This is a genomic window from Kosakonia oryzendophytica (assembly GCF_900094925.1).
In the GTDB taxonomy this organism is placed as follows: domain Bacteria; phylum Pseudomonadota; class Gammaproteobacteria; order Enterobacterales; family Enterobacteriaceae; genus Kosakonia; species Kosakonia oryzendophytica.
In genome coordinates this window covers 500,374-526,016 of sequence record NZ_FMAY01000001.1, presented here as the reverse complement: position 1 = coordinate 526,016, position 25,643 = coordinate 500,374, and the positions used below count along the sequence as shown (strand labels likewise).

Here is a 25,643-nt window from a genome sequence, read left to right as displayed (position 1 = left end):
GGGTTTTTTATCATTGATGGTGCGATATGGAATCAATTGAACAACAACTGACTGAACTGCGAACCTCCCTTCGCCATCATGAATATCTGTACCATGTTATGGATGCACCGGAGATCCCGGATGCAGAATACGATCGCCTGATGCGTGAGCTGCGTGAGCTGGAAGCGCAACATCCTGATCTGATTACACCGGACTCGCCCACACAGCGGGTTGGTGCCGCGCCGTTGACAGCGTTCAGCCAGGTACGTCACGAAGTCCCGATGTTGTCGCTCGACAACGTTTTTGATGAAGAGAGCTTTCTGGCGTTTAACAAGCGCGTGCAGGACCGGTTGAAAAGCACTGATGCGCTGATTTACTGCTGCGAACTGAAACTCGATGGCCTGGCGGTCAGCATTTTATACGAAAATGGTGTACTGGTACGTGCTGCAACGCGTGGCGATGGCACGACCGGGGAAGATATCACAACGAACGTCCGCACCATCCGCGCGATCCCATTAAAGCTACATGGCGACAATATTCCTGCGCGCCTTGAAGTGCGCGGTGAGGTGTTCCTGCCGCAGACCGGCTTTGAAAAAATCAATGACGATGCGCGTCGCACCGGGGCAAAAGTATTTGCTAACCCGCGTAACGCAGCGGCGGGGTCCTTACGCCAGCTCGATCCGCGTATCACCGCAAAACGTCCGCTCACCTTCTTCTGTTATGGCGTCGGCATTCTTGAAGGTGGAGAACTGCCGCGCAGTCATCTGGCGCGTTTGCAACAGTTTAAAGCTTGGGGGCTGCCGGTGAGTGAGCGCATACGTCTGTGCGACAGCCCGGAAGCGGTGCTGGCTTTCTACCATCAGGTTGAAGAGGATCGCCCGACGCTGGGTTTTGATATTGATGGCGTAGTGATCAAGGTTGATTCCCTCGATTTGCAGGAGCAACTTGGCTTTGTTGCCCGTGCACCGCGCTGGGCGGTGGCATTCAAATTCCCGGCGCAGGAGCAAATGACCTTTGTGCGCGACGTGGAGTTTCAGGTTGGGCGTACGGGGGCGATCACGCCGGTCGCGCGCCTTGAGCCAGTGCATGTTGCCGGCGTGCTGGTGAGTAACGCCACACTGCACAATGCCGATGAGATTGATCGTCTGGGGTTACGCATTGGCGATAAAGTGGTGATCCGCCGCGCCGGGGATGTTATCCCGCAGGTGGTGAATGTGGTGCTCTCCGAACGACCGGCAGAGACGCGTGAAGTGGTATTCCCGGCGCACTGCCCGGTGTGTGGCTCTGATGTCGAGCGTGTGGAAGGCGAGGCGGTTGCCCGGTGTACGGGCGGGCTGATTTGCGGCGCACAGCGTAAAGAAGCCCTGAAGCATTTTGTCTCCCGCCGTGCGATGGATGTAGACGGCATGGGCGATAAGATTATCGACCAGTTGGTGGAAAAAGAGTATGTACACACGCCCGCTGACTTATTCCGGCTGACAGCCGGGAAACTGACCGGTCTGGATCGCATGGGGCCAAAATCGGCACAAAATGTGGTCAACGCGCTGGAAAAAGCCAAAGAGACGACGTTTGCCCGTTTCCTCTATGCGCTGGGGATTCGTGAAGTCGGTGAAGCCACGGCGGCCGGTCTGGCGGCCTATTTCGGCACACTGGAGGCGCTGATGGCCGCCTCCGTCGATGAACTGCAAAAAGTCCCGGATGTGGGTGTGGTCGTGGCGAAGCACGTTGATAACTTCTTCAACGAAGAGAGTAACCGTGAGGTTATCCACCAGCTTGTCGGCGAGGTGGGGATCCACTGGCCTGCACCCGTGGTGGTCAATGCCGAAGAGATCGACAGCCCGTTCGCCGGGAAAACGGTGGTGCTGACCGGTAGTTTGAGTCAGCTCTCCCGCGATGACGCCAAAGCACGATTAACGGCGCTGGGCGCGAAAGTGGCGGGGAGCGTGTCGAAGAAAACCGATCTGGTGATTGCGGGCGAAGCAGCGGGTTCAAAATTGGCGAAGGCGCAAGAGCTGGGTATCCCGGTGATTGACGAGGCGGAGATGATCCGCTTACTGGGAGAGTAAATGGAAAAAGAGCAGCTCGTTGAGATCGCCAATACCGTGATGCCTTTCGGGAAATATCAGGGGCGACGGTTAATTGATCTGCCGGAAGAGTACCTGTTGTGGTTCGCCCGCAAAGAGGCGTTTCCCGCCGGGCGTTTGGGAGAATTGCTGCAAATTACGTTGCTGATCAAAACGGAAGGGCTGAGCCATCTGGTTCAGCCCCTGAAACGCCGCTAGGCTTTTGCCGCTTCCTGCGCCTGGCTTTTTTCTGCCTGGCGTTTGTAGCGGCGCGCCAGCACGGCGCAGACCATCAACTGGATCTGATGGAAAATCATCAACGGCAGTACCATCATACCGATCGCCGATGTCGGGAACAGGATGTTGGCCATCGGAATACCATTGGCAAGGCTCTTCTTCGAGCCGCAGAAGACAATGGTAATCTCATCCGCTTTGTTAAAGCCGCCTTTGCGCGCGACCACTATATTCACCACGATCACGATAGCCAGCAATAGCAGACTCGCCACGACGATAAACAGCAGTGAACCGACGCCGACTTTATGCCAGATGCCGTTTACCACCGCTTCACTGAATGCTGAATAAACCACTAACAGAATCGACGTCTGGTCAGTTTTGGAAATCCACTTTTTATGTTTCGCCACCCATGCACCAGTCCACGGGCGAGAGAGGTGCCCCAACACAAAAGGCAGCAACAGTTGCAGCATGATTTTGCCAACCTGTTCGAGACTGCCTTCCGCGCCGTGCAGGTTCATTAGCAGGCCGACCAGCAACGGTGAGAGGAAAATGCCAAGCAGGCTGGATGCCGATGCAGAACAGACCGCAGCGGCAACGTTGCCGCCCGCCAGTGACGTAAACGCGATCGCCGACTGTACGGTGGCGGGCAGAATGCACAGATAGAGGAACCCGGTATATAGCTCCTGGTTGACATTCACCGGTGACCACCAGACAAACAGTACGCCGAGCGCCGGGAAGAGGACAAAGGTGCTGCACATGACCCACAGGTGCAAGCGCCAGTGGCTGCCGCCTGCGATAATCGCCTCGCGGGAGAGTTTGGCGCCATGCATAAAAAACAGCAGCGCAATGGCGGCGGTCGTCAGCCATTCAAAAAAGGGCACAAAGCTACCGCGTGCGGGGAAAAACGAGGCCAGCAGAACCGTACAGACCAGCGTGAGGGTGAAAGGATCAAGAACACGAAACAGTTTCATAGGCACTCCTGAAAAACGGTGTTGCTATTGTGCTTTTTCTGCTTTGAGAAATAAAATTGATTTATTGCATCCATTCATGAATTTAACAGATGAATTATTCACTCCGTCAGTTGCGTGTCTTCGTGACCGTTGCCCAGGCCAGAAGTTTTAGCCGGGCAGGTGACATCATTGGGCTCAGTCAGTCCGCCGTCAGTCACAGTGTTAAAGAGCTGGAGCGTCAGACCGGTGTTCGCTTGCTGGATCGCACTACCCGTGAAGTGGTGTTAACAGAAGCCGGCCAGCAACTGGCGATACGTCTTGAACGGTTGTTAGATGAGCTTAGCAGTACGCTACGCGAAGCCGGGCGAGTAGGGCAGCAATTAACCGGTACGGTGCGTGTTGCCGCCAGCCAGACCATTTCTGCACATCTGATCCCGCAATGTATTGCCAGCAGTAATCATCGTTATCCGGAAATCGATTTTGTGTTGCACGATCGACCACAACAGTGGGTACTGGAGAGTATTCGCCAGGGCGAGGTGGATTTTGGCATTGTTATCGATCCGGGGCCGGTCAGCGATCTGCAATGTGAGGAGATCCTTGAGGAGCCATTTTTTCTGCTGTGCCGTCACGATCATCCATGGGCGCAACGTGCTGCTGTGCCGTGGTCAGCGTTAGAGGGGGCGCGGCTGGTGGTACAGGATTATGCGTCGGGAAGCCGTCCGCTGATTGATTCCGCACTGCTGCATTTTGGGGTAAAGGCAATGATTGTGCAGGAGATTGGTCATCCGGCGACGCTTTTTCCAATGGTGGAGGCGGGTATTGGCATCAGTGTGCTGCCTGCATTAGCACTACCCCTGCCTCAGGGGAGCCAACTGGTGGTAAAACGTCTGGTGCCGGATGTGCAACGGAAAATTATGCTGGTTCGTCGTAAAAATCGTTCGTTATCTGGCGCCGCGCAGGCGTTGTGGGAAGTGGTAAAAGAACAGGCCCGGTGTTTAAACCAGGCCCGTGAGGACGATCCGTTATTTACTCAGACGTAGATATCAATCTGATGATCGTCGGAAGGGGCGTTGACGCCTTCCACTTTTGCCTGCGGCTGCTGTTTAGCTTGTTTCTGCTCGGCTTCTTCTGCCTGCTTACGCTGCAATTGCGCCAGCTGTGCCTGCAGTTGCTCGATTTGAGCCTGAATCAGCTCTTGTTGTTTCTTTTTCTCTTTGGCGCTACCGCTGCCGTTGGCCACATCTTTCAGCTGCTGAGTCAACTTGGTGATCTGTTGAGTGATGCGGGTGATCTGCGCAGCGGTGTCGCTGCTGGCAGGCGATGACTTACCGGTGTTGCTGCTACTGCCTTGTACTGACGGAGTTGTTACTGAGATAGTTGTCATTGAGCTCCCCTTCTTTTTTGCCATAAAACATCATTATCGGCGTAATCAAACAGTTCTTGAGTCGCGGCCACGGAAAGGCCGAACTGTGAGCATCTTATCCGGATATTAAGGATAAATTATGGGTAGATGTTACCGTGCTTACCTCTTGAAAAATATATATTTTTATTCTTGTTGTCGTTGTTGATAAGGCATTTAAAAGAAGTGCTTTAAATGAAATCTGTGAATTTATATCTGGTGGAAAGGCGGTTTTACGCTTGCAAAAATGCCGGTAACTATTTTGGAAATGAAACGTTGATTGCAGGAACGTAAGACGTCTGTTGATGTTGCAGGCAGAAGCTGGCGGTGGCGTTACGATGCGGCGGGACGTTGGCAAATGCCGGAAAGCAAAAAAGCGCCTTTAGGGCGCTTTTTTACATTGGTGGGTCGTGCAGGATTCGAACCTGCGACCAATTGATTAAAAGTCAACTGCTCTACCAACTGAGCTAACGACCCGAAGTGGTGGGTGATGACGGGATCGAACCGCCGACCCCCTCCTTGTAAGGGAGGTGCTCTCCCAGCTGAGCTAATCACCCACTTCTCATTCTTATCTACACTGCGGGAACCACAAAAATCGTGGTGGGTGATGACGGGATCGAACCGCCGACCCCCTCCTTGTAAGGGAGGTGCTCTCCCAGCTGAGCTAATCACCCCCGCTGTGTGGAGTCGCATTATAGGGAGAGTTGAAAATGAGTCAACGCATTTTCAAAAGAAATTGTTCGTTCGTCGTAAAATTAGTCAAACCGCTGCGTAATCCGTCGCGAGAGCATGATTTCTAAACAAAATAGTCCGATACACTGCCGATTGCGGCAACAACATTGAGGAATCAGCCCACAGTGATAGAATATTGCCCACTTTCATTTTAGGTAGTGCCGACGGTCGGCATCTTTATCAACGTAAGGCCAATTCATGAAAATCAAAACTCGCTTCGCGCCAAGCCCCACCGGCTATCTGCACGTTGGCGGCGCGCGTACAGCTCTCTATTCCTGGCTATTTGCTCGTCATCACGGCGGTGAGTTTGTGCTGCGTATCGAAGACACCGATCTTGAACGCTCCACTCCGGAAGCAATTGAAGCCATCATGGATGGTATGAACTGGCTGAACCTTGAATGGGACGAAGGCCCGTACTTCCAGACCAAACGTTTTGATCGCTATAACGCCGTGATTGACGAGATGCTGGAAGCTGGCACCGCATACAAATGCTACTGCTCCAAAGAGCGTCTTGAGCAACTGCGCGAAACGCAGATGGCAAACAATGAAAAACCGCGTTACGACGGCCGCTGCCGCCACGATCACTCCCATCACGCGGACGATGAGCCTTGCGTTGTGCGTTTTGCCAACCCGCAGGACGGTTCCGTGGTGTTCGATGATCAGATCCGTGGCCCGATTGAGTTCAGCAACCTGGAACTTGACGATCTGATTATCCGTCGTACCGATGGATCCCCAACCTACAACTTCTGTGTCGTGGTGGATGATTGGGACATGGAGATCACCCATGTGATCCGTGGCGAAGACCATATCAACAACACGCCGCGCCAGATCAACATCCTGAAAGCGCTGAACGCACCGGTTCCGGTGTACGCGCACGTGTCGATGATCAACGGCGACGACGGTAAAAAACTCTCTAAACGCCACGGCGCGGTCAGCGTGATGCAGTACCGTGACGATGGCTATCTGCCGGAAGCGCTGCTGAACTACCTGGTGCGCCTGGGCTGGTCGAGCGGCGATCAGGAAATCTTCACCCGTGAAGAGATGATCAAACTCTTCTCGCTGGGCGCGGTCAGCAAATCGGCGAGTGCGTTTAACACCGACAAATTGCTGTGGCTGAACCACCACTACATCAACACGCTCGATCCGGAATATGTGGCGACACACCTGCAATGGCACATTGAGCAGGAAAACATCGACACCCACACCGGCCCGCAGCTGTTTGAACTGGTGAAACTGCTGGGCGAACGTTGCAAAACGCTGAAAGAGATGGCGGCAAGCTGTCGCTACTTCTATGAAGAGTTTGACGAGTTTGATGCCGATGCGGCGAAAAAACACCTGCGTCCGGTAGCCCGTCAGCCGCTGGAAGTGGTGCGTGACAAACTCGCGGCGATTACCGAATGGACGGCTGAAAATGTTCATCACGCTATTCAGAGCACAGCCGACGAGCTGGAAGTAGGCATGGGGAAAGTCGGTATGCCGCTGCGTGTTGCTGTGACCGGCGCGGGTCAGTCTCCTGCACTGGACGTGACTGTTCACGCGATTGGTCAGTCCCGCAGCGTGGCGCGAATCAACAAAGCGCTGGCGTTTATTACTGAGCGCGAAAACCAGCAGTAATCGCGCCGTGTGAATGAATAAAAGCCGCCCTCCCTGAAGGCGGCTTTTTTATTACCCGCTATAGCTGACAAGTAACGGGCCGATCAGGCAAACAAAAAACCCGGCAGCGCTAATGCTTACCGGGCTTGTGCAGGTTGCGAAGGTTTAACGCGCAACCACGAAACGTTTGTCGTCGTCCATAAAGGCTTTTTCGCCTGCCGGTGCGACAATCGAACCGAAGTTCATGTGACCACGCAGTTTCCAGTTTTCCGGGATATTCCAGGTACGCTGTACATCGGCGTCCACCAGCGGATTGTAGTGCTGTAAGTTCGCGCCAATCCCTTTTTCGGTCAGCGCCAGCCAGACCGCATACTGGGCAATACCGGTGCTGTGTTCAGACCATACCGGGAAGTTATCGGCATAGGCGGCAAACTGTTCCTGCAACCCTTTCACCACGTTCTGATCTTCGAAAAACAGCACCGAACCGGCCGCTGCGGCAAAGCCGTCGATTTTTTCAGAGGTCGCGTGGAAATTCTCTGCCGGCACGATCTTTCTCAGCTGTTCGCGAGTCAGTTCCCAGAACTGTACGTGTTCGTTGCCCAGCAGGATCAGCGCGCGTGAACTTTGCGAGTTAAATGCAGATGGCGCCTGGCGAATCGCTTCTTTGATGGTTTCAATCACAACGTCTTCTGCAACCGGCAAGTTTTTACCGAGGGCGTAAATGGTTCTGCGTTGTTTCGCCAACGCGATAAAGTTATCTGACATGGCTGCTCCTGAAGTTGACTGTTCAACCGTGGCCGGGGTGGCCTGCGGAAACAAAGCGCTAAAAATTTTCTGCAACGGGTTCATGTTCGCCTGATCCTGGTTGTGATATCGCCCCTTACGGGGCGATGTTTTTATTTGCTCAGTACTGCGGTCATATACACGCCGTTGTCGCTACGGGCGCTGGTGATTTTGTAAGAGGCATTCGCCTGTTCTGCCTGAGCGGCGATTTTTGCTTCAGCCGCGCTAAGGGTGGAAGCGCTGGCGCTGATGCTTTGTGCAAAAGAACCAAAAGAGAGAGTAGAAAGTGCAGCAACTGCAACGAAAGTTTTGATGAATTTCATGGTCGTAATCCTGTTCAGTTTTGTTTGAGAAGGGCTGTGTTACCCTGATGTGATAAATCATAAGCCTGCAAGTTGCTGATAAAAAGCGGAACAATTTGCGGATAAAGTTCAAAAAAATAGAACAAGAGTGGTGAGGGGAATGTACTTAAAAAGCGGGGAAGCACCCTGCCGCCAACCGGAGAGGGCAGGGAGACATGTCCTCAGACAGCGAGCCAGCGCCGCCAGATAAAACGCAACACAAAGAACTCAACGCAACCGAGCAGCAAAAACCACAGGCAGTAGATCAGGGTATAAAGCTGATTGAGATCCAGCAGGTGGAAGCGCTGCACCAGACTTTGCGCCAGTTGCAACCCCGGTGTGGGCGCGGGAAGCAGCAACACAGAGATAAAAGCCATCAGCAAGATGCCGGCAAGGGTGACCAGCGATTCTAAGGGGTGTTTCATAAGCGTCTGTTGGTGGTGAAAAGCCGCATTGTCGGGGAAAGCTGGCCTGAGCGCAACGTTCCCCGACGGGTAATCAGGCCACCACGAAGCGGTCAACCAGTGTCGCCATGGTTTCGGACTGATGATCCAGCATCTGGCTGGCGCTGGCGGCACTTGCCACCAGACCGGCGTTTTGCTGCGTGACCTGCTCCAACTGGTTCAGCGCCTGATGCACTTGTGAAACGCCCAACGATTGTTCACTGGCCGCACGGGCAATATCGCTGATAAATGCCAGCATCTGGCCAGTATTGGCCTTCGCCGCTTGCAATGCGCGATCGGAGGACTGCACCAGCGTTACCCCTTGCTGGATCTGCTCCATATTTTTCGTAACCAGTTCGCGGATCTGGTGCGCGTCGTTGGCGCAGCGTTGGGACAGATTGCGCACTTCGCTTGCCACCACTGCAAAACCTTTGCCCATCTCTCCGGCACGGGCGGCTTCTACTGCGGCGTTCAACGCCAGCAGGTTGGTCTGGAAGGAGATTTCGTCAATCGAACTGACAATACTGGAGATCTGCTCGCTGGAGGCGCGGATGGCGCTCATGCTCTGGTTCGCTTCACCCGCTACGCGGCTTGCTTCCTGCACCTGTTTCTCCATCTCTTCGGTCAGTTTTTTCGCTTCGTTGGCGTTATCCGCCGTCTGGTTCACCGCGGTGGCGATTTGCTCCATGCTGGCCGCCGTTTCCACCAGCGACGCAGCCTGTTCATCTGTGCGGGATGCTAAATCCTGATTACCGCCGGCAATCTCAGAACTGGCACCGCGCAGCACATTCGCCCCGTGCTTAATTTCGCTCACAATATGCTGAATATTCTCAATGGCCTGGTTGTAAGCGCGGTTAAGCAGAGAGAGTTCATCGGTGCCGGGAACTTCCAGCCGCTGGGTCAGGTCACCATTCATCCCTTCAATGGTGGAGAGCGACGTATGTAATTGGCGATGAATGCTGCTGGCGACCAGCAAGGCGAAAAACAGCGCCACAACCAGTGCCGCAACGCTGATAACGGCAAAGATTGTCACCTCGCGCCAGGCTTTATTCGCCAGCGTTTGTGCTGTTTGCAGCAGTGTATTGGCAGAGGCATCTTCAACGGATTTCAGCACCGTAATGCGCTCCGTCTGCGCTTTGAACCAGTCGGCTGGCGCAATGCCAAAGCCGCCCTCTGTCGCACGATCAATCGCATGCTGGCGAAGTTCCAGCGCATGTGTTGCCTGTGGCGTTTGCAGTTGTGTCGCAAGCGTAGCATTGACTTCCGCCGTGCTAAAAGCGCGCGTAGCAGCCAGCCATGCCTGCTGTTTACCCACCACTTCATTAAGCTGGCGGAACTGCCCATCGTTAAAACGATCGGCAGAAAAGACGTTCGACATCAGTGCACGTTCAACGCCGGTTTGTTCTTTGGCGTTCAGCACGCTGTAGTACGCCGCCAGCTGGTTGACGATATCGCCATTGTCGGTGAGCTGGCTGATGCCTCCCACCACATTGAGTAAATCGTTGATGATTGTGCTGTACCACACCAGTGACTCGCTGCCGCTTACACTCTGACTACGGACCTGCTGGCGGAACGCCTCCAGCCCTTGTTGGTGTTGCTGGAATTGGTCCAGCGCGTGTCGGATATCGCGATTGGCATCGCGTACCTGCGACTGTTTAAGCGCGTCCGCAAACTGGCTAATCGCCTGTGCTGACAAGGGATACTGTGCTGATAATTCAGTGGAAAATTGCTGGCCCTTACTGCCTAAATAACCGGCACTCATGCCACGCTCTTTTTGTAATTCCTGAATCACATTACCGGCGTTTTTCGCCAGCTCCGTCAAAGAGATGATGGTGCGCATTTGTTGACCCGTTTCCACACGGGACAGGATGCCGCTGGTTGCCAGCCAGATCAACGCAAACAATAGCGGCAGTAGCGCCAGTAATAATTTTGCTTTCATGGAAAAACGGTAAATCCAACTCATAAATATGCCTCATGTTTGCTGTTGCTCATATTTGTTATCGGAATAGAGGCTGACGCCTTTATTTTAACGTAAGGCTTGTTGATATTTATCAATTCTGCTGATGAGTTCTTACTCCTTTGTGGGTATTATTTATGGCGAAAGAAAAGCTTATTAAAAATAAGCTTTTCTTTATATCTCTGATTAATCACAGAGAATAATCTGGCAGTGAGAAATTAAAGCATTATTATCCCGCTGCCCAGATTTCCGTATGTTTTTGCACTAAACCCATTAACGATCCTCCGTTAGCGACAAACTCGCGCATTTGCTGTGCTTCGCTTTTGCCACGCTTTATCACATTAGCCAGTTCATCCAGTGCGCTACCGGCATGGAGCTTATCGGCCCAGGGTACAAGCTTATCCAGCAACTGTGCCAGTGAGTCAGCAATGGTGCACTGCTCGCCGCTATGCACATCGGTCAGGATGCCGTCCAGACCAAAGCGGCAAGCCTGAAAGCGATTGAATTTATACAATAAGTAATCCCGCTCCTGATGTTTAAACGGTCGCTCGGCCAGCAACCAGTGCGCCAGCGCCTGAATAAACCCGGCGACATTGATCGCATGTGAAAGTGTGAGCGGGGTATCCATCACCCGCACTTCGACCGTACCAAAATGTGGGCTGGGGCGAATGTCCCAATGCAGGTCTTTAATGCTTTCAATCATTGACGTGTAGCTTAAGCGGCGAAACAATCCTTCAAACTCCTGCCAGTTGCTGACCCACGGCGCATGGCCATTATCCGGGAAGGCGGAAAAGATATTCAGCCGTGATGACGCAAAGCGGGTATCCGTGCCCTGCATATAAGGCGAGGCGGCACCAAGCGCAATAAAGTGCGGCACGAAGCGGGAAAGGCCATGCAATAAATAGATGGCGTCATCGCCACTCTGGCAGCCAATATGCACATGTTGACCAAAGACCGTGGCCTGTTGCACCAGATAACCGAACATCTCCAGCGTATGGTGATAACGCTCGTCGTTGCATACCTCCTGGCGCTGCCATTTCTGGAAAGGGTGCGTCCCGCCGCCGCAAATTTGCAGATGGTGATCCGCCGCTGCCTGCAAAATCACCGACTGCATGGCGGAGAACTGGTGCGTCGCCTGGCTGATATCCCGGCATACGCCAGTGGCGATTTCCAGCATGCTTTCGGTAATATCGTGTTTCACTTCGCCTGCAGTGATCTGATTTTGTACCGCCGCGATAAGCCGGGAAGAGTCCTGGCTTAAATCGTAGCCAGGCGGGTTAACCACCTGTAATTCCAGTTCAATACCCAGCGTAAATGCATCAGAAACATGAAAATCGGGTAATGGCATAACACTCCCTTACGCAATGTGTTTTCTTTATTATGGAAGTGAATGTCCATTCCTTCCTCCTGCGATTGTCAGTGATTTTTCGACATGTTCGGGATCGGATGAATAGCGACGTCGTTTTGTCTCACCACGAAAAGCGATAATAAAAATGCGGCGGTAAAATATATCGTCGGCTATCAACTCGTGACTCACTATAAAAATGCCGCGTTACTGTGAAATAACGGCGAAGCCGTGCATCGCATCATCTTTTCTGGAGTAACCGGATTTTCTTATCAGCAAAATTGCTCCAGTTGCCCGCGAAGGACTTCCACGCCAGGGGCGATGGCATCCGGGTTGATGGCGTGAAACCCCATACGGAAGAAGTTATCCGGTGGTGCATCTTGCAGAAAATGGCGCGCGCCAGGCTCAATCAATACACCGGCATGGGCCGCGCGCCAGGTTAACTGCTGCGTGCTTATCTGCTCCGGTGTGCGTAGCCAGAAGGCGTTGGCATGTTCACTGCCTGGCATCATCTCGCAGGCAGGCAGGAAAGTGCGTAACGCATTATGCAGGCAATCCCAGCGACGGGCGGAGTCTTCGTGGTAGCGTCGCAGATGGGTTTCGTAATGGCCTTGCGCCAGAAAATGGGCCATCTGATATTGAATATTGGTTGGCGGATGGCGATAGACCAGCCGGCGCAGGGCGCGCGCCTCATCAATGATTTCCGGGGCGGCAACCATATACCCCAGCCGCAAACCCGGCGACAGTGCTTTTGACAGGCTGCTGACATAAATCACTCGCCCACTGCGATCGCTGGCTTTTAACGCGGGCAGCGGGTTTTGCATAAAGTTACTTTCTGAGTCGTAATCATCTTCAATTACCACTGCATCGTGGCGGGTGGCGTAATCGAGCAATTCAGTGCGACGGGCTTTACTCATGGTGACGCCGGTCGGCACCTGGTGCCCAGGTGTGACGTAGTAGTAATCACACGGCGTCTCATTGAGCACCAGTCCTTCGCTGTCTACGGGGTGCGGCACAATCTGCGTATCGCTTAATAAGAAGGTATTAATCGCTTCGCGGAAGCTGGGGTTCTCCACCGCAACGCGGGTGGTGCGCGACATTAACAGGCGCGTCAACAGATAGAGCGCATTTTGCGAGCCCAGCGTAATCAGGATCTCATCGGGTGCAGCGACAATGCCGCGTTTGGGCAGTACGCGAGTGCGGATCTGCTCAATCAACATCGGCACATCCTGATCAATATGATCAATCACCCATGCCGGATCGCGCACACCACCGTGTAGCCAGTTTGCCGCTGCGCGCCAGGTGGCAAGCGGAAACTGCTGGGTATAGGGCTGACCATAGATAAACGGGTAACGGTAGTGCATCCAGCCAGCGGGTTTAAGGATTGATTCCTGCTGACTGGGGGTAATTTTCAGGCGGCTGCCCCAGTGTGGTGCACTGCTTTCGCATTCGGGTGCAGGCTGTGCAGTATTTTGCCCACAGCTGTAGTAATCCGGGTGCAGGTAGTATCCGCTGCGTGGGCGGCTGACGAGGTAGCCTTCGTTCACCAGGCTTTCGAACACCAGCGCAGTGGTATTACGCGATACATTGAGCTGGCTGGCGAGCTGTCGGCATGAAGGCAGCGGGGTATCTGCCGGGAAAATACCGCTCAGAATCGCATTAATCAGCGATTCGCGAACCTGCTCTTGCAACCCACGTTGGCCGTCAAAATTTACGTTCAGTAGATGACGAATCATGCTGTGCTCCTCCGGATATATCGCTATACAGGGTCGAGCAAATTCCATACCAGCTTCGGTGCATCTGACACAACCATTCACAAAAACTGGCTCTATTCAGAAAAGCGCAAGCCTCCCTATTGTAAAAACGCAGTCACAAAAACCGGACGACTCACTGTTTCGGCATATATCTTGCAACGCTTCCAGCACACCCGGGATATACCGGTCTGGCACATTAAATAAGGGTGGAAAGATGAAAAAAGTATTCGGCAAATATTGTCTTGCAGCCATGATGGCCCTGGCATTTTCTTTACACGCAGTGGCAGCAGATTTACCCGAAATCGAAAAGTCCGGCACCATGAAAGTCGCGACTGAAGATGATTATGCACCGTTTAACTTTATGAATAACGGCCAGACGGACGGTTTTAACAAAGACATGCTTGAAGAATTACGCAAATACGCGAAATTCAACATCAACCAAAGTATTTTACCGTGGACCGGCTTACTCGCCGCGGTTTCAACCGGCCAGTATGATATGGCCTTAACTGGTGCGGTCATTACCGATGAACGCCTCAATGTGTTTAATTTCACGCCGCCCTGGGCCTCTGCGCAGCATTATTTTGTTAAGCGCGCTGATGATAAAACATTAAATACCATTGCCGATTTGAGCGGTAAAAAAGTGGGCGTGCAGGCGGGCAGTGCATTGCTGGCGCGTTTACCGGAACTGAAAGCGATGCTGGAAAAAGTCGGCGGTAAATTGGGTCCGGTGGTGGAGTATCAATCCTACCCGGAAGCCTACGCCGATCTGGCGAATAAACGCGTCGACTATGTGATCAATGTGGTTATCTCGGTTAACGATCTGGTGAAAGCCAAGCCGAAGGTCTTTGCCAAAGGTCTGGCGGTATCCGGCCCCGGTTATATGGCATGGCCCATCCCGAAAAACGCCCCGGAACTGCTGAAATTTATGACCGGGTTTATGAACCATATGACCGAAACCGGCAAACTGGCCGAGTTGCAGAAAAAATGGTTCGGCGAGACTTATGAACTGCCGAAAGAGCCGATCACCAGCGCCGATCAGTTCCACAAGTTAGCCGGTCTGTAAGTGTCACGCGGCGGGCGACCGCCGCTCGTTTTAAACAGGAGGGAACATGGACTTAATTTCATGGCAACTGTTGATTGAAGGCGCATGGACGACCCTCTGGATCTCTGGCGTGGCGATTGCGTTCGGGGTGGTTATCGGTCTGGTTATCGCCTTTATCCGTATGATGAAAATCCCGTTCGTTGACCAGTTGCTGGTGGTTTACATCAGTCTGGCGCGGGCAACGCCACTGGTTACGCTGGTACTGTTTCTGTTTTTATCCCTGCCGACGCTCGGCATTAACCTGGATAAAACGCTGGCGGCGATTGTCGCCCTGACACTGAACACTTCTGCGTTTAACGCCGAAATCTGGCGTAACGCCTTCCGCAATTTTCCCCGCGAACAGCGGGAAGCCGCTGAATCCGTCGGTATGCGCCGCTGGACCTATTTCCGGCAAATTATGCTGCCACAGATGTGGATAGAGAGTCTGCCTGCGCTGGTAAACGAGATGTCGTTTCTGATCAAAGGCAGCCCGGCGATTGCCGTTATCGGCGTGGTGGATCTAACGCGCGTCACTAACCGTATCTCATCGGTGACGTACGAACCGTTGTCGCCGATCCTCGCTGCGGGTCTGTTGTACGTCATTATTATCGGCCTGCTGCTGAAGTTGCAGGGGATGGCGGAACGTAAAGCGAAGCGCCTGGCGCGATAAGAGACGGAGGAGTTATGAATCAGTGGGGAATTATCTGGGCAGCGCGGGAAAGCTTTTTTAATGGCCTGCTATCAACACTTGAACTGTTTATTATTGCCGCCGTTGTGGGGTTATTGATTGGCGTATTACTGTGTTACGTCATGGAATATCAAAACCGCTTTATTAATCGCCTGATTATCGCCTTTGTCAGCCTGATGCGCGCCGTGCCTTTTTTGATTCTGGCCTATTTGCTTTATTACGGTTTGCCGCAACTGGGGATCAGTATGGAGGCCTGGACGGCGGGACTCTTATCACTGGTGATTTATCATGGCGCTTATTTCTTCGAAATATTGCGTAGCCAGCGGCGGATCTTCTCCGCAGGCTATATTGAAGCCGCGGTATCGCAGGGGTTCTCGCGTTATAAAATATTCCGACGCATTGTATTGCCAAATATTTTTTCCTCTGCGCTGCCGCTGATGGGAAACCAGCTGATTATTTGCCTGAAAGACACAGCATTTCTGTGCATTATTACCGTGCAGGAGATCACCGCCGCCGCGAATAGTGTGCAGTCGACTTACTTTATTCCGTTTAACGCCTTTATTGTCGCCATTGCGCTGTACTGGGGGATCAGCATTCTGCTGGAGTTGCTGATTAAGCGGTTAAGTCATTACGGAGCGAAAAGAGGAATGACCCATGCCTGAAGCAAGCGCGGTTAGCATTAAAAACCTGTCCAAGCAGTTTGATAACATCGAAGTGCTGCGGGATATCAACCTGACGGTGGAAAAAGGCACGGTGGTCAGCATCCTCGGGTCGTCCGGTTCCGGTAAATCGACGCTGTTGCGCTGCATGAACTGGCTGGAACAACCGGATCGCGGGGAAGTGCGCATCAGCGGTCAGCGCATCGGGGTGGACGAAAAAACCGGCAAAGCGATGTCGCACAAAGATCTCTCCCACATTCGTGAACGGGTGGGGATGGTGTTCCAGAGCTTTAACCTGTGGCCGCATTTAACGGTGTTGCAAAATGTCACCGAAGCGCTGGTGCACGTGAAGGGAATGAAGCGCGAGATGGCGAACGAAATTGCGCACCGGCAACTGGAAAAGGTTGGCATGAGTCATAAAGAAGCGGTCTACCCGATAACGCTTTCCGGCGGTCAGAAGCAGCGCGTGGCGATTGCCCGCTCGCTGGCCATGTCGCCAGAGGTGATCCTGTTTGATGAACCCACTTCAGCGCTCGATCCGGAGCTGGTTAATGAAGTGCTGGGCGTGATGAAGGATCTGGCCGCGGAAGGCTACACCATGGTGGTGGTCACGCATGAAATGGATTTTGCCCGCCAGGTCTCTGATGAGGTGGTATTTCTGGAGAAAGGCCTGTTGATTGAAAAAGCCCCGCCGGAAAAATTTTTCACTGCTCCGGACTCAGATAGGGTACGCAAGTTTTTACAGTCCAGCCGCTAAGGTAATGTTCCGGATGGCGCAGCCCGTTGACCTCCAATGAGAGCCGTAACGGGCTGCTGTCGTCAGCAAGCTCAGTGAAGCGAGCGTTCTCCGTTTTGCAATTTACGCATAATGAATTTTATCCGCTCCCCTTCGCTTATAAAGGCGGCATTTAACCCATTACGCTGTAATTGAGAGATATGTTCTTTTGTCAGACCCACATCGTTGACCGCGCGTTCATATTCTGAACGGAGGGTGACACCTTCGACAAAAGGATCATCTGTATTAAGTGTGGCAATAATGCCGTAATCAAGGAACGTTTTCACCGGGTGGTTAGCGAGATCGTTAACGGCATTGGTTTGCAGATTTGATGTCAGGCAACATTCAACAGCAATGCCCCAATTCGCCATATACTCCAGCAACCAGGGATCGTTAACTGCCTGCACGCCATGGCCGATCCGTTCGGCTCCCAGCAGTTTGATGGCATCCCGTATGCTTTCGGGACCGGCTGCTTCTCCGGCATGTACCGTCACCCGGAAGCCTTTATCCCGGGCTTTGGTAAAATGTTCGGTGAATAAGCGACAGGGAAAGTTACGTTCATCTCCTGCCAAATCCACACCGCTAATGTCGTCTCTGTAAGTCAGTAGGGCGTTCAGTTCCGCCATACAGCTATCCACTCCCCAGGTGCGGCTTAAGATACCGATAAGGTTGATACCCACGGAAAATTCGGCCATGCCCTCACGTACGCCATCAATGACGGATTGCACCACGCCTTCCAGAGGTAAATTAAACGCTTTTGCCATATAGTAGGGGGAAAAACGCAGTTCCGCGTAGTCAAGACCTTCAGCAAAAGCGCTATAAACATTTTGCCTGGCGATAAAATGGCAGGCTTCCAGCGACCCTAACACACTGACGCCAATATCGAGTTTCGCCAAAAAGGAGAGCAGGTCGGGTTGATTATCCGTCACCTGTACATAGGGGCGAAGTTCTTCAGGATCGAAGGTGGGTAAATCCACACCATATTTTTGAGCCAGCATAATGATCGTATTGATGTCGATATTGCCATCAAGATGCCGGTGCAGATCCACTAAGGGGAATTTTTTTAGCAACATCTGAACGCCTTTTTAGAATTATCGTATGCAACAAAAGTGGCAGATTTAACACTGCCACCTCCGGGAAAACTAACGTAAAAATGTCATGACATAATTGCCCAGATGACCACCAAGATAGACACCAACGACACCCATGACGCCGGGTAAATACGGTGGTGCCGGGATCGGTAATTTAATCAGCGTAAAAATAGCCCCCACAATGATACCGGCAATGGTGGCCAGTAAAGCATCCATGATTACTCCTTAACTAACTGTTCACGAATTGTTTGGTAATAGTCATCATCAATAATGAATTTCCGCATAAGTAATGCGACCACTAAATGAAATACCCCTGGGATAATTGTCATCATTAAAGAAATAGCGGCCAGGGAAGAGTCCGGTTGTGTTTCACCTGGTGTGTAGCTTGCGTAACTCAGAATATAACCCACCAGACCACCAGCCACACCCATTCCCAGTTTTTGGAAGAATAAGATCCCGCCAAATGCCAGCCCTGATACACGTTCTTTATTTTTAACCTCACCGTAATCTACAGCTTCAGCAATCGAAGCCCAATATACCGGTAGTTGCATATCGGCCAGGAAGGTAATAATAAAGTAGAAGATGAACGCCAGGATAACGGCGTCTCTGCCGACGGCCATAAACATGATAACGCTAAAGACGAACGTCGCAATTTGTGAAAGCCTGAACATGGTGAGCTTGTTCATTCGTTTTGCTGCGAAATTCGCGCCGAACATAGAAAGCACAGAAGCAATGACGCCGGTGGTCAGGAACCAGGGAATTAGCGCATCACCACCATTCAGGTAATACTTGGCGTAATAGGCGGCAACCGCACTGCGCACGGAGCCTCCTAGCATAATCACCAGAATAACAACGCCAAGAATCATCCACTGATCATTTTTCAGCAGTGAGCGAAGTTGTTGGAAAAAAGGGATGCGGCTTGGCGTATGAATGATTCTTTCTTTGATGGTGAAGAAACAGTAAAGACATAACAATGCGCCAAGTGCTCCCATTGCTCCCATTGCGATTTGGTATCCGTTTGCCAGGTTCCCCTGTCCCAGTTTTACCGCCGCCACTGGCACAATAATTGAGACGAGGAACATCCCTATTTTGGTCATCACAAATCGGTACGTATTGGCGCTCAGACGTTCCCGACTGTCATCGGTAATGACGCCAATGACCGAGATGTACGGAATCGCAATAAACGTATAAGCAAGCGTGAGCAGGATGTAGGTGGCATAGGCCCAGATCAATTTTCCGAGATAGCTGAAATCCGGGGTAATAAACATTAACAGGATCGTTATGCCGAACGGAATGGCGAAAATCAGGAGATAAGGTCGGTAACGACCCCACCGGCTTTGCGTTTTATCGGTAATGATGCCAATCATCGGGTCGATAATCGCGTCCAGAATTCTCACTGCCAGTAACAGCAGCCCAACGTCTGCTGCTTTTAGCTGAAAAATATCCGTATAGAAATAGGCAACAATCAATTGCATGGACATCATGACAATTGAAATTGCCATATCACCGGCACCAAACCCAATTTTTTCTTGAATGGTTAGTTTCATGAAAACCTCGGTGGTAATGCAGTGGGTACATCAGTACCCACGTTTCAGGTTGGTTTGCTTCAGAATGAGTAAGTTACGCCGGTACGGTAGAGCGCCTGACGGTTACTGGAGGTTTTGTCCGGACCTTTTTCATCAGCAATACTGAAGTAAGGGAACCAGGAACCCCACTGATAACCAATACGGGCGGTTACACGGTAGTTTTTGTTGCCGTTATTCCAGGTCAGATACTCGTTATCGTTGTAGGTAACATTCAATTGGTACTGGAAATTAGTGCCTTCCGGACGATAATCCAGCCACCAGTCATAACGGATATTATTGCGATCGGTGTTACCGTAAGAGCGGGATTTAGCCGTCGCTTTATCCATGTCATAGCGGAAACGGAATGATGTACGCCATACTTTGCTAAAGTTATAACCCGCTGTTACGCCATACTCGTAGGTGCTCCAGTATTCGCTGGAATCCAGCCAGAACATAGGTTCGAGCCAGAATTTTTTATCTTCTAATGGGTTAAATCGATACATCACAGAAAAACCGTGACCGTTGTTATTAAATTGTGATGGATCCCAAGTATTTTTAGCACCTTCTTTTGAGTTATAACGCAGCTCGCCAATCATGCCGAAGCCATTTTTGAAAAACATCCCCATCTGCACGCGGTCATTATAGTTATGGGACTTACCATAATATTCATTCTGCCAGTTGATATAGCCATGTGGAGCTTCCGCATGCACCAGAGGAGCCATCAGTACGATAGATGATAATAAATAGATGTTTTTCATGTTCATAATAAATATCCTGTTTTATGCTGTGATGTCTGAAAGAAAAATATTGCGCAATGCAGTGCTTATTTCAGACAAAACAAATCCTTCAAAAAATGTTGTCATCATTTTTTGTCTTTACTTTGGAGACGAGTGATAGACATTCTCAATATACTTTTCTGTATTTTCTCCTTGGCCACTGATTTTATTGTCGGTTATCTAAAAATACTTACTGGGTGACGACTGACTTTATTTCTGATTCCAAGCTAACAAACATCTGGTGTAGACCAAAGAGGCAATTGATGAATTTGTGAACACGATCATGTTATCAACTTGACATGCTAGTGATATTTGTATATCCGTTTGAATTTAAAGGAATGTAAGGAATTAAGTGTGATATTGATTACACTTTTTAACTCCATAGATTGTTACTATTTCATTCAGGTAGTATTCATTGGTGTAGACCAGAAAGGTAAAAAAAATGAAAAACGAAAAGCAGACCGAAAATCTCAGCGCAGATGGACAAAGTAAATACAAGAAAATCATAGACATAATGATAGAAAAGATTGTTTCGGGGCAGTGGGCGGCTGAGTATGTCATCCCCTCCGAACGCGAATTGGCAGAAGTGTTTGGCGTAAACAGGATTACCGTTCGTAAAGCCATCGCGCATTTGAAGCAGCGTGGTTATTTGCACAGCGCGGCGAAACAAGGGAACTATGTTTTGCCTCCACGCAGTCATGATTCGCATCTGCTTTATAGCTTTAGCGACGATATTAAGCGTAACGGTGGATGTCCTGGGCAGGCAGTACTTGAGTTTGGCCATGTTCCTGTCAGCGAAGTCATAAGGACAAACCTGCAAATGCCGCTTTCAACACAAACCGTGTTGAAAATTAAAAGAATACGTTTTTCGGATACCACCCCAATGGGGATACAGACGTCTTATCTCAAGCTCAAACCCGGTCAGGAAATTGAGCAGAAAGAGCTGGAAGAAAGGGGGTCTCTCTATCATTTACTGGAAGAGAAATACGGTATCGAAATGGTAGAGGCGTATGAGTCGATCGGCGCCCGATTACCGTCAGTAGCCGAACGGCAGCATCTGGAGATAGGGAGCAACGAAGTGGTGCTCACCTCTTCACGCATTACCTACGCCAGTGACAGAAAGCCCATTGAATATGTAGAAATGATTTATCCGACCAGTCGTTACGTTTACCAGTTGAAGGTGAGTAAGGACACATTTGAATATTAAAGGAGCATTTAATGCGTCAGAACGGGCAAAATTATGAGCAAAAGGTCTTAGGAGCACTGGCTTGTGCGGGTATGGGAGATGCGCTTGGCGCGGCGACAGAACTGTACAGCATCGATGAGATAATCCAACACTATCAGGGGTTTATTTCTGATTTTCAGACACCGCCGGAGGACACTTTTGCCGGTTCTCTGGGCGGTGTGTCGGGATTGATTACCGATGACGCCAGCCAAATGTACGTTTTTGCTGAAGGGTTAATTAAAACAGGAAAAGCAAACTTTGACACTCAGGCCTGGACCGAATGTCTGTTGCGTTGGGCTTCTATGGAGCCCTATGCAAACTATAAAGGTCCCACAACTGAACAGGTTGTTAAGGCGTTAAAAGAAGGAAAACCCACTAACACCATCGGAAGGATTGGCACATCATCGCGGCAGGCACCTAACGTAGGGACAACGAACGGTGCAGCAATGCGCGTTGCCCCGGCGGGATTGGTTTGGCCGGGTCAGCCAGAGAAAGCGTGTGAGCTGGCGTTTGCTACCTGCCTGCCTTCTCACGATACCAATATTGCTATTGCCAGCGCTTGCGCAATTGCGTCAGGTGTATCCAGCGCCATGATGGCAAATGCGACAGTGGATAGCATTCTTGCCAGTGCACTCCATGGTGCTGAGTATGGCGAACAGCTGGCAGCAGAACGCGCCAGAGTGGTTGCCGGGCCAAAAATTGGAAAACGTCTACAGCTTGCATTGGACATCGCGCAAAGCAACAGTCAGTTGGAACCTTTCTTGCGCGAACTGGAAGGTTTTGTCGGTAACTCGGTCAATGCTCATGAGTCCGTTCCTTCTGCGATTGCCATCTTTGCGTTCTGTCAGGGGGATCCGTGGCAGACGATCCACGCGGCAGCAAACGCAGGAAATGATACGGACAGTATTGCAACAATGGCAGGCGCGATGGCCGGAGCCTATAAAGGCTTTTCTGCTCTTCCGCCCGATAAATATCAATTTTTCTATCAGGTAAATAAAAAAGATTTTGATGTGGAACGTATTGCCAGAGAATTAAGCACCCTCTGTTAATTAAGAGGAGTCATCGGAATGAAAACCAGCGAAACGCAGGACGCGGCATCTGCAATTATGCCGCTGACTGCCACACGAGAAGAAGTATCAGCAATTGCACGCTATATTAAACATTGCGATATTAAGATTATTGAAGAAGGTGCTGTTGCGTGTATTAATGCGGGAAAAATCCGTCAGGTATTGTTAATCGGTTCCGGTGACTCCTATGCTCTGGCATTGCTGTATGCTGCACTTATTAACAGAATAACATCGCTGCCTGCTCGTGCTCTTCAGTCATATGAATTTGTCAGCGAACACACCGAATATCTTGATGATTCGTGGTTGGTGGTTGTATTAAGTGCCAGTGGTCGGGCATCGCCTGTTGTCGATGCCTTGATAAAAGCACAACATACAAATGCACAGGTTGTTGGTATCACTAATAATAGTGACAGCCTGTTTGCGACTCAGGTGAAAAAATTGTTGGTAACGCAGGCAACAAAGAAAGGCATGCCCACGCAAAGCACGCTGGCAATGGCGATTTTTCTTGAGGCGATTATCTGCATATTACAACCGGAATATGATAAACAATACTGGCCGCAATTTCGTAAGTTCTGCTTTTATGCGAAATACCTTCCTGATATTGCGCGACTTTCAGGAAGTGACCAGATGTTATCGCATCTGTTTACGAAACGGGTCACTCTCTTAGGTAGTGGAGGGAACCTCGGCCTGGCAACGATGCTGTCTAACCTGTTGTGGTGTGGCCCGCAAGTGGCCAGCCAGGCACTGGCGCTTGAAGAGTATGAACATGCTTTACGTCTGAACCAGGCCGGGGCACAAGATCTGGTCATTATATTTAACTGTACCGGTAGCCCTGGTGTGCTTGCCTGGCATATAAAGCAGCAGTTAATAAAAAAGAATGCCACAGTGTTACATGTGGATAATCAATTACTCAGTTATATGTTTAGTGGTCATTACACCGCTTTTTCCAGCCACGAGGATTGCCATTTTTACGCAATGCTTGCCATATTCAGTTTTATTATCTCTGCAACAGAGAAGTATCTGTCATGCGGAGGTGAAAGGATTTCGCAGGAGTAAATTAAATGAAAACGTTTGATGTTGTTGCGGTGGGAAGTGGAACCGTAGATCTTATCTTTCGTGTACCTCGTTTGCCCGGAAATGACGATAAAGTCATTGGAAAAAAAGTTGCGGAACTTATCGGTGGTACGGTCGCAAACTCCGCATGTGTAATGGGAAAACTGGGATTGCGTGTTACGTCATTATCTACCGCGGGTGATGATTACTATGCACAAGCGATTATTGATGATTTTCATAGAAATGGTGTGGATACACGCTTTATTTTACGTAAGCCTGGTGTGGCTGCAAATATGGCCATTATTTTTCTCGATGATTCAGGTGAAAAGGCTCTGGTGTATGCGCCGAATGATGAAACGGAAACGTGTATGGTTCAGGCTCCGCAGGCAATCGACTGTAGTCGACTGGTTTATATGATGCCAGGGCAGCTCGATAAATTCCGTACGCTGGCAAGGTATGCCAGGGAGAAGAACACAAAAGTTGTTATAGATGTTGAATCACATATTAAAAACAGTCAGCAGAATATTAAGGAGATGCTGTCGCTAAGTGATGTCGCTATTTTTAACAAAGAAGGATTTCGTACCAGCCTGCAACAGGAACCGGATGCCGAAGTTTTGCGCAGCCTTGTGGAAGAACACGATCTGGATGCCCTTGTTGTAACCTGTGGCGGAGAAGGGGTTATCGCCTGCGATCGCAAAGGTGTCGCCACCCATCCGGGATATAACGTATCCGTTATCGATACCACCGGTGCGGGAGATACCTTCAATGGCGCCTTTATTTATTGTTACCTCAACAATCGGGAACTTAATGACGCATTAAGTTTTGCCAGCGCTGCGGCAGCAATCAATATTTCGCATGTTGGTGCCCGTGGGAAATTGTCCACGGTAGATGATGTCAATAAATTCAAAGAGCAATATCAATAACTTTTGGGGGCAATTATGAAAAAAGTATTATTAGCTAAATATATCGCGTTGACCGTCGGCATGTCTGCGCTGTCTGTTTCAGCCATCGGAGCTGAACTGACTTTTTTAAATGAATATTCTATTCCGACTGCTACAAGTTTTCAGAATGTGAAATTTGGCGGACTGTCCGCAATGGCTTACGATCCGGCCAAAGGCGTCTATTATGCCATTACTGATGCCCGAAATACGCCTGCCGAAGGAATGGCGCGTTTTTATACCCTTAACATTAAAACCAACAGCAAAGGCATCCAACGTGTTGATATCCAGAATATGCAACAGCTTACCGATGCTGATGGGAAATCATTCAAGGAACAGGAAGTTGATGGTGAAGGTTTTGCGCTGACACCTGATAAAAAAAGCGTGCTCTGGACATCTGAACTGGGTAGCCCACTCAGGCTCTCTTCCCTGGATGGCAAGTTGAAGAAGGATTTCGCAGATAAAATCCCCGTTTCCTATAACGCCGGTGGTGATCTGAAAAAAGCACCGGAAGGGCTACGCAACGGCGCGACCTTTGAAGGGGCCAGCGTCACGCCTGATGGTAAATTCCTCTTCGTGGCAGCGGAAAGTGCATTGAAGCAGGATGGTGGCATCAGCACCACCGTGAGCTCTTCACCGGTACGTATTCTTAAATTTGCGCTGCAACCTGATGGCAATGTCGGGGAACTGGTAGGAGAATATATTTATAATGTCGATCCTATCCCGCGCATAACGAAATATGGTGTCAGTGATAATGGCCTGTCTGAAATTCTTGCTCTTGGTAACGATAAATTACTGATCACAGAGCGAGCAGGGCGTAATGCCAGTGAAGGGTTTAATGATTTTGATTTCAATATCCGAACTTATATTTCCGATCTTTCCCAGGCTACAAATATTATCGGTAAAAAAAGTCTTGCAGATGTTGAGAAGAAAAATTTGCTTCAACCCGTCAGTAAAAAGTTGTTGATTGATTTCGACGATTACACCAAAGCACCGGACTGCATTGAGGCGGTAACGTTCGGCCCGCAGATCAACGGGAAAAAGTCTTTAATTTTTGTCTCGGATAACAATTTCCAACCTTATCAAGCCACAAAGTTTTTTATGTTTGTCGATGATAAAGGTGTGCTGAACTAATAGTGCAGCAGACAGCAG

Annotated in this window: 25 protein-coding genes and 3 tRNA genes; 13 read left to right on the top strand and 15 right to left on the bottom strand. The window is 50.5% G+C overall.

From position 1 onward, the window contains the following. Window positions 1–26 precede the first annotated feature (26 nt). Window positions 27–2,045, top strand: coding sequence for an NAD-dependent DNA ligase LigA (gene ligA / locus GA0061071_RS02485; protein WP_088238173.1), 2,019 nt, complete (start codon window positions 27–29; stop codon window positions 2,043–2,045). Further along, the gene (locus GA0061071_RS23220) at window positions 2,046–2,261 is read left to right on the top strand and encodes a DUF3820 family protein (RefSeq protein WP_061493798.1); all 216 of its coding nucleotides are present in this window, start codon (window positions 2,046–2,048) and stop codon (window positions 2,259–2,261) included. Here GA0061071_RS23220 and GA0061071_RS02480 read toward each other — a convergent pair. After that, the gene (locus tag GA0061071_RS02480) at window positions 2,258–3,247 is read right to left on the bottom strand and encodes a bile acid:sodium symporter family protein (RefSeq protein WP_088238172.1); all 990 of its coding nucleotides are present in this window, start codon (window positions 3,245–3,247) and stop codon (window positions 2,258–2,260) included. The two genes, GA0061071_RS23220 and GA0061071_RS02480, sit on opposite strands and share 4 nt — an antisense overlap. An 89-nt stretch (window positions 3,248–3,336) precedes the next feature. Between GA0061071_RS02480 and GA0061071_RS02475 the strand changes: the two genes are divergently transcribed. Then, a complete protein-coding gene (locus tag GA0061071_RS02475; RefSeq protein ID WP_061493800.1) occupies window positions 3,337–4,266 on the top strand; it encodes a LysR family transcriptional regulator in 930 nt (309 codons plus the stop codon). Here GA0061071_RS02475 and GA0061071_RS02470 read toward each other — a convergent pair. The 4 genes from GA0061071_RS02470 to GA0061071_RS02455 form a co-directional block, all read right to left on the bottom strand. Further along, window positions 4,257–4,610 carry a FlxA-like family protein gene (locus GA0061071_RS02470; protein WP_061493801.1) on the bottom strand — a complete coding sequence of 118 codons (354 nt, stop codon included), beginning with the start codon at window positions 4,608–4,610 and terminating at the stop codon, window positions 4,257–4,259. The two genes, GA0061071_RS02475 and GA0061071_RS02470, sit on opposite strands and share 10 nt — an antisense overlap. A gap of 416 nt (window positions 4,611–5,026) precedes the next feature. Next, a tRNA-Lys gene (locus tag GA0061071_RS02465) sits at window positions 5,027–5,102 on the bottom strand. A gap of 4 nt (window positions 5,103–5,106) precedes the next feature. Further along, window positions 5,107–5,182: transfer RNA gene (locus GA0061071_RS02460), tRNA-Val, on the bottom strand. A 41-nt stretch (window positions 5,183–5,223) separates the two neighbouring features. Beyond that, window positions 5,224–5,299: transfer RNA gene (locus GA0061071_RS02455), tRNA-Val, on the bottom strand. Window positions 5,300–5,555: 256 nt separating this feature from the next. On the opposite strand from GA0061071_RS02455, the gene gltX reads away from it, so the two are divergent. Continuing rightward, the gene (gltX, locus tag GA0061071_RS02450; RefSeq protein ID WP_061493802.1) at window positions 5,556–6,971 is read left to right on the top strand and encodes a glutamate--tRNA ligase; all 1,416 of its coding nucleotides are present in this window, start codon (window positions 5,556–5,558) and stop codon (window positions 6,969–6,971) included. A gap of 144 nt (window positions 6,972–7,115) precedes the next feature. Here gltX and GA0061071_RS02445 read toward each other — a convergent pair whose 3' ends face one another. The 6 genes from GA0061071_RS02445 to pdxR form a co-directional block, all read right to left on the bottom strand. Further along, on the bottom strand, window positions 7,116–7,715 hold the full coding sequence (locus tag GA0061071_RS02445) for a nitroreductase family protein (RefSeq protein WP_061499831.1): 600 nt from the start codon (window positions 7,713–7,715) through the stop codon (window positions 7,116–7,118). A 131-nt stretch (window positions 7,716–7,846) separates the two neighbouring features. Further along, window positions 7,847–8,056 (bottom strand): YdgH/BhsA/McbA-like domain containing protein, encoded by a 210-nt coding sequence (locus tag GA0061071_RS02440; RefSeq protein ID WP_088238171.1) that lies wholly within the window; start codon window positions 8,054–8,056, stop codon window positions 7,847–7,849. A 200-nt stretch (window positions 8,057–8,256) separates the two neighbouring features. Further along, window positions 8,257–8,499 carry a DUF1158 domain-containing protein gene (locus tag GA0061071_RS02435; protein WP_088238170.1) on the bottom strand — a complete coding sequence of 81 codons (243 nt, stop codon included), beginning with the start codon at window positions 8,497–8,499 and terminating at the stop codon, window positions 8,257–8,259. A gap of 73 nt (window positions 8,500–8,572) precedes the next feature. Beyond that, complete coding sequence (locus GA0061071_RS02430) at window positions 8,573–10,480, bottom strand: methyl-accepting chemotaxis protein (protein WP_170933845.1); 1,908 nt, start codon at window positions 10,478–10,480, stop codon at window positions 8,573–8,575. Between the two features lie 223 nt (window positions 10,481–10,703). Beyond that, window positions 10,704–11,822, bottom strand: coding sequence for a YbdK family carboxylate-amine ligase (locus tag GA0061071_RS02425; protein WP_061493806.1), 1,119 nt, complete (start codon window positions 11,820–11,822; stop codon window positions 10,704–10,706). Between the two features lie 269 nt (window positions 11,823–12,091). Continuing rightward, complete coding sequence (gene pdxR / locus GA0061071_RS02420) at window positions 12,092–13,555, bottom strand: MocR-like pyridoxine biosynthesis transcription factor PdxR (protein WP_061493807.1); 1,464 nt, start codon at window positions 13,553–13,555, stop codon at window positions 12,092–12,094. A 232-nt stretch (window positions 13,556–13,787) separates the two neighbouring features. On the opposite strand from pdxR, the gene GA0061071_RS02415 reads away from it, so the two are divergent. Genes GA0061071_RS02415 through GA0061071_RS02400 form a run of 4 tightly spaced genes read left to right on the top strand, consistent with a single transcriptional unit; the run spans window position 13,788 to window position 16,758 of the window. Further along, window positions 13,788–14,636, top strand: coding sequence for a transporter substrate-binding domain-containing protein (locus GA0061071_RS02415; RefSeq protein WP_061493808.1), 849 nt, complete (start codon window positions 13,788–13,790; stop codon window positions 14,634–14,636). A 46-nt stretch (window positions 14,637–14,682) separates the two neighbouring features. After that, window positions 14,683–15,324, top strand: coding sequence for an amino acid ABC transporter permease (locus GA0061071_RS02410; RefSeq protein WP_061493809.1), 642 nt, complete (start codon window positions 14,683–14,685; stop codon window positions 15,322–15,324). Between the two features lie 14 nt (window positions 15,325–15,338). Beyond that, window positions 15,339–16,004 (top strand): amino acid ABC transporter permease, encoded by a 666-nt coding sequence (locus GA0061071_RS02405; protein ID WP_061493810.1) that lies wholly within the window; start codon window positions 15,339–15,341, stop codon window positions 16,002–16,004. Beyond that, entirely contained in the window at window positions 15,997–16,758 is a 762-nt protein-coding gene (locus GA0061071_RS02400) for an amino acid ABC transporter ATP-binding protein (RefSeq protein WP_088238169.1), read from the top strand. The genes GA0061071_RS02405 and GA0061071_RS02400 overlap by 8 nt, the downstream gene beginning before the upstream one ends. A 71-nt stretch (window positions 16,759–16,829) precedes the next feature. Here the strand turns inward: GA0061071_RS02400 and add are convergent, their stop codons facing one another. The 4 genes from add to GA0061071_RS02380 form a co-directional block, all read right to left on the bottom strand. Beyond that, window positions 16,830–17,849 (bottom strand): adenosine deaminase, encoded by a 1,020-nt coding sequence (gene add, locus GA0061071_RS02395; protein ID WP_061493812.1) that lies wholly within the window; start codon window positions 17,847–17,849, stop codon window positions 16,830–16,832. Between the two features lie 69 nt (window positions 17,850–17,918). Next, window positions 17,919–18,083, bottom strand: a complete 165-nt coding sequence (locus GA0061071_RS02390) for a XapX domain-containing protein (RefSeq protein ID WP_209446700.1) — start codon at window positions 18,081–18,083, stop codon at window positions 17,919–17,921. A 2-nt stretch (window positions 18,084–18,085) separates the two neighbouring features. Further along, window positions 18,086–19,414: an MFS transporter gene (locus tag GA0061071_RS02385; RefSeq protein WP_061493814.1), complete on the bottom strand. Its 1,329-nt coding sequence runs from the start codon at window positions 19,412–19,414 to the stop codon at window positions 18,086–18,088. 59 nt (window positions 19,415–19,473) lie between these two features. Then, on the bottom strand, window positions 19,474–20,196 hold the full coding sequence (locus GA0061071_RS02380; RefSeq protein ID WP_061493815.1) for an oligogalacturonate-specific porin KdgM family protein: 723 nt from the start codon (window positions 20,194–20,196) through the stop codon (window positions 19,474–19,476). Window positions 20,197–20,650: 454 nt separating this feature from the next. Between GA0061071_RS02380 and GA0061071_RS02375 the strand changes: the two genes are divergently transcribed. From GA0061071_RS02375 to GA0061071_RS02355, 5 genes are read left to right on the top strand one after another with little or no spacing between them, the layout of a single operon-like run. Beyond that, the gene (locus GA0061071_RS02375; protein WP_061493816.1) at window positions 20,651–21,415 is read left to right on the top strand and encodes a GntR family transcriptional regulator; all 765 of its coding nucleotides are present in this window, start codon (window positions 20,651–20,653) and stop codon (window positions 21,413–21,415) included. An 11-nt stretch (window positions 21,416–21,426) separates the two neighbouring features. After that, the gene (locus GA0061071_RS02370) at window positions 21,427–22,482 is read left to right on the top strand and encodes an ADP-ribosylglycohydrolase family protein (protein WP_061493817.1); all 1,056 of its coding nucleotides are present in this window, start codon (window positions 21,427–21,429) and stop codon (window positions 22,480–22,482) included. An 18-nt stretch (window positions 22,483–22,500) separates the two neighbouring features. Further along, window positions 22,501–23,556: an SIS domain-containing protein gene (locus GA0061071_RS02365; RefSeq protein ID WP_088238167.1), complete on the top strand. Its 1,056-nt coding sequence runs from the start codon at window positions 22,501–22,503 to the stop codon at window positions 23,554–23,556. A 5-nt stretch (window positions 23,557–23,561) separates the two neighbouring features. Beyond that, on the top strand, window positions 23,562–24,476 hold the full coding sequence (locus GA0061071_RS02360) for a carbohydrate kinase family protein (protein WP_088238166.1): 915 nt from the start codon (window positions 23,562–23,564) through the stop codon (window positions 24,474–24,476). A 15-nt stretch (window positions 24,477–24,491) separates the two neighbouring features. Beyond that, window positions 24,492–25,625: an esterase-like activity of phytase family protein gene (locus GA0061071_RS02355; protein ID WP_209446698.1), complete on the top strand. Its 1,134-nt coding sequence runs from the start codon at window positions 24,492–24,494 to the stop codon at window positions 25,623–25,625. The last annotated feature ends 18 nt before the right edge of the window (window positions 25,626–25,643 follow it).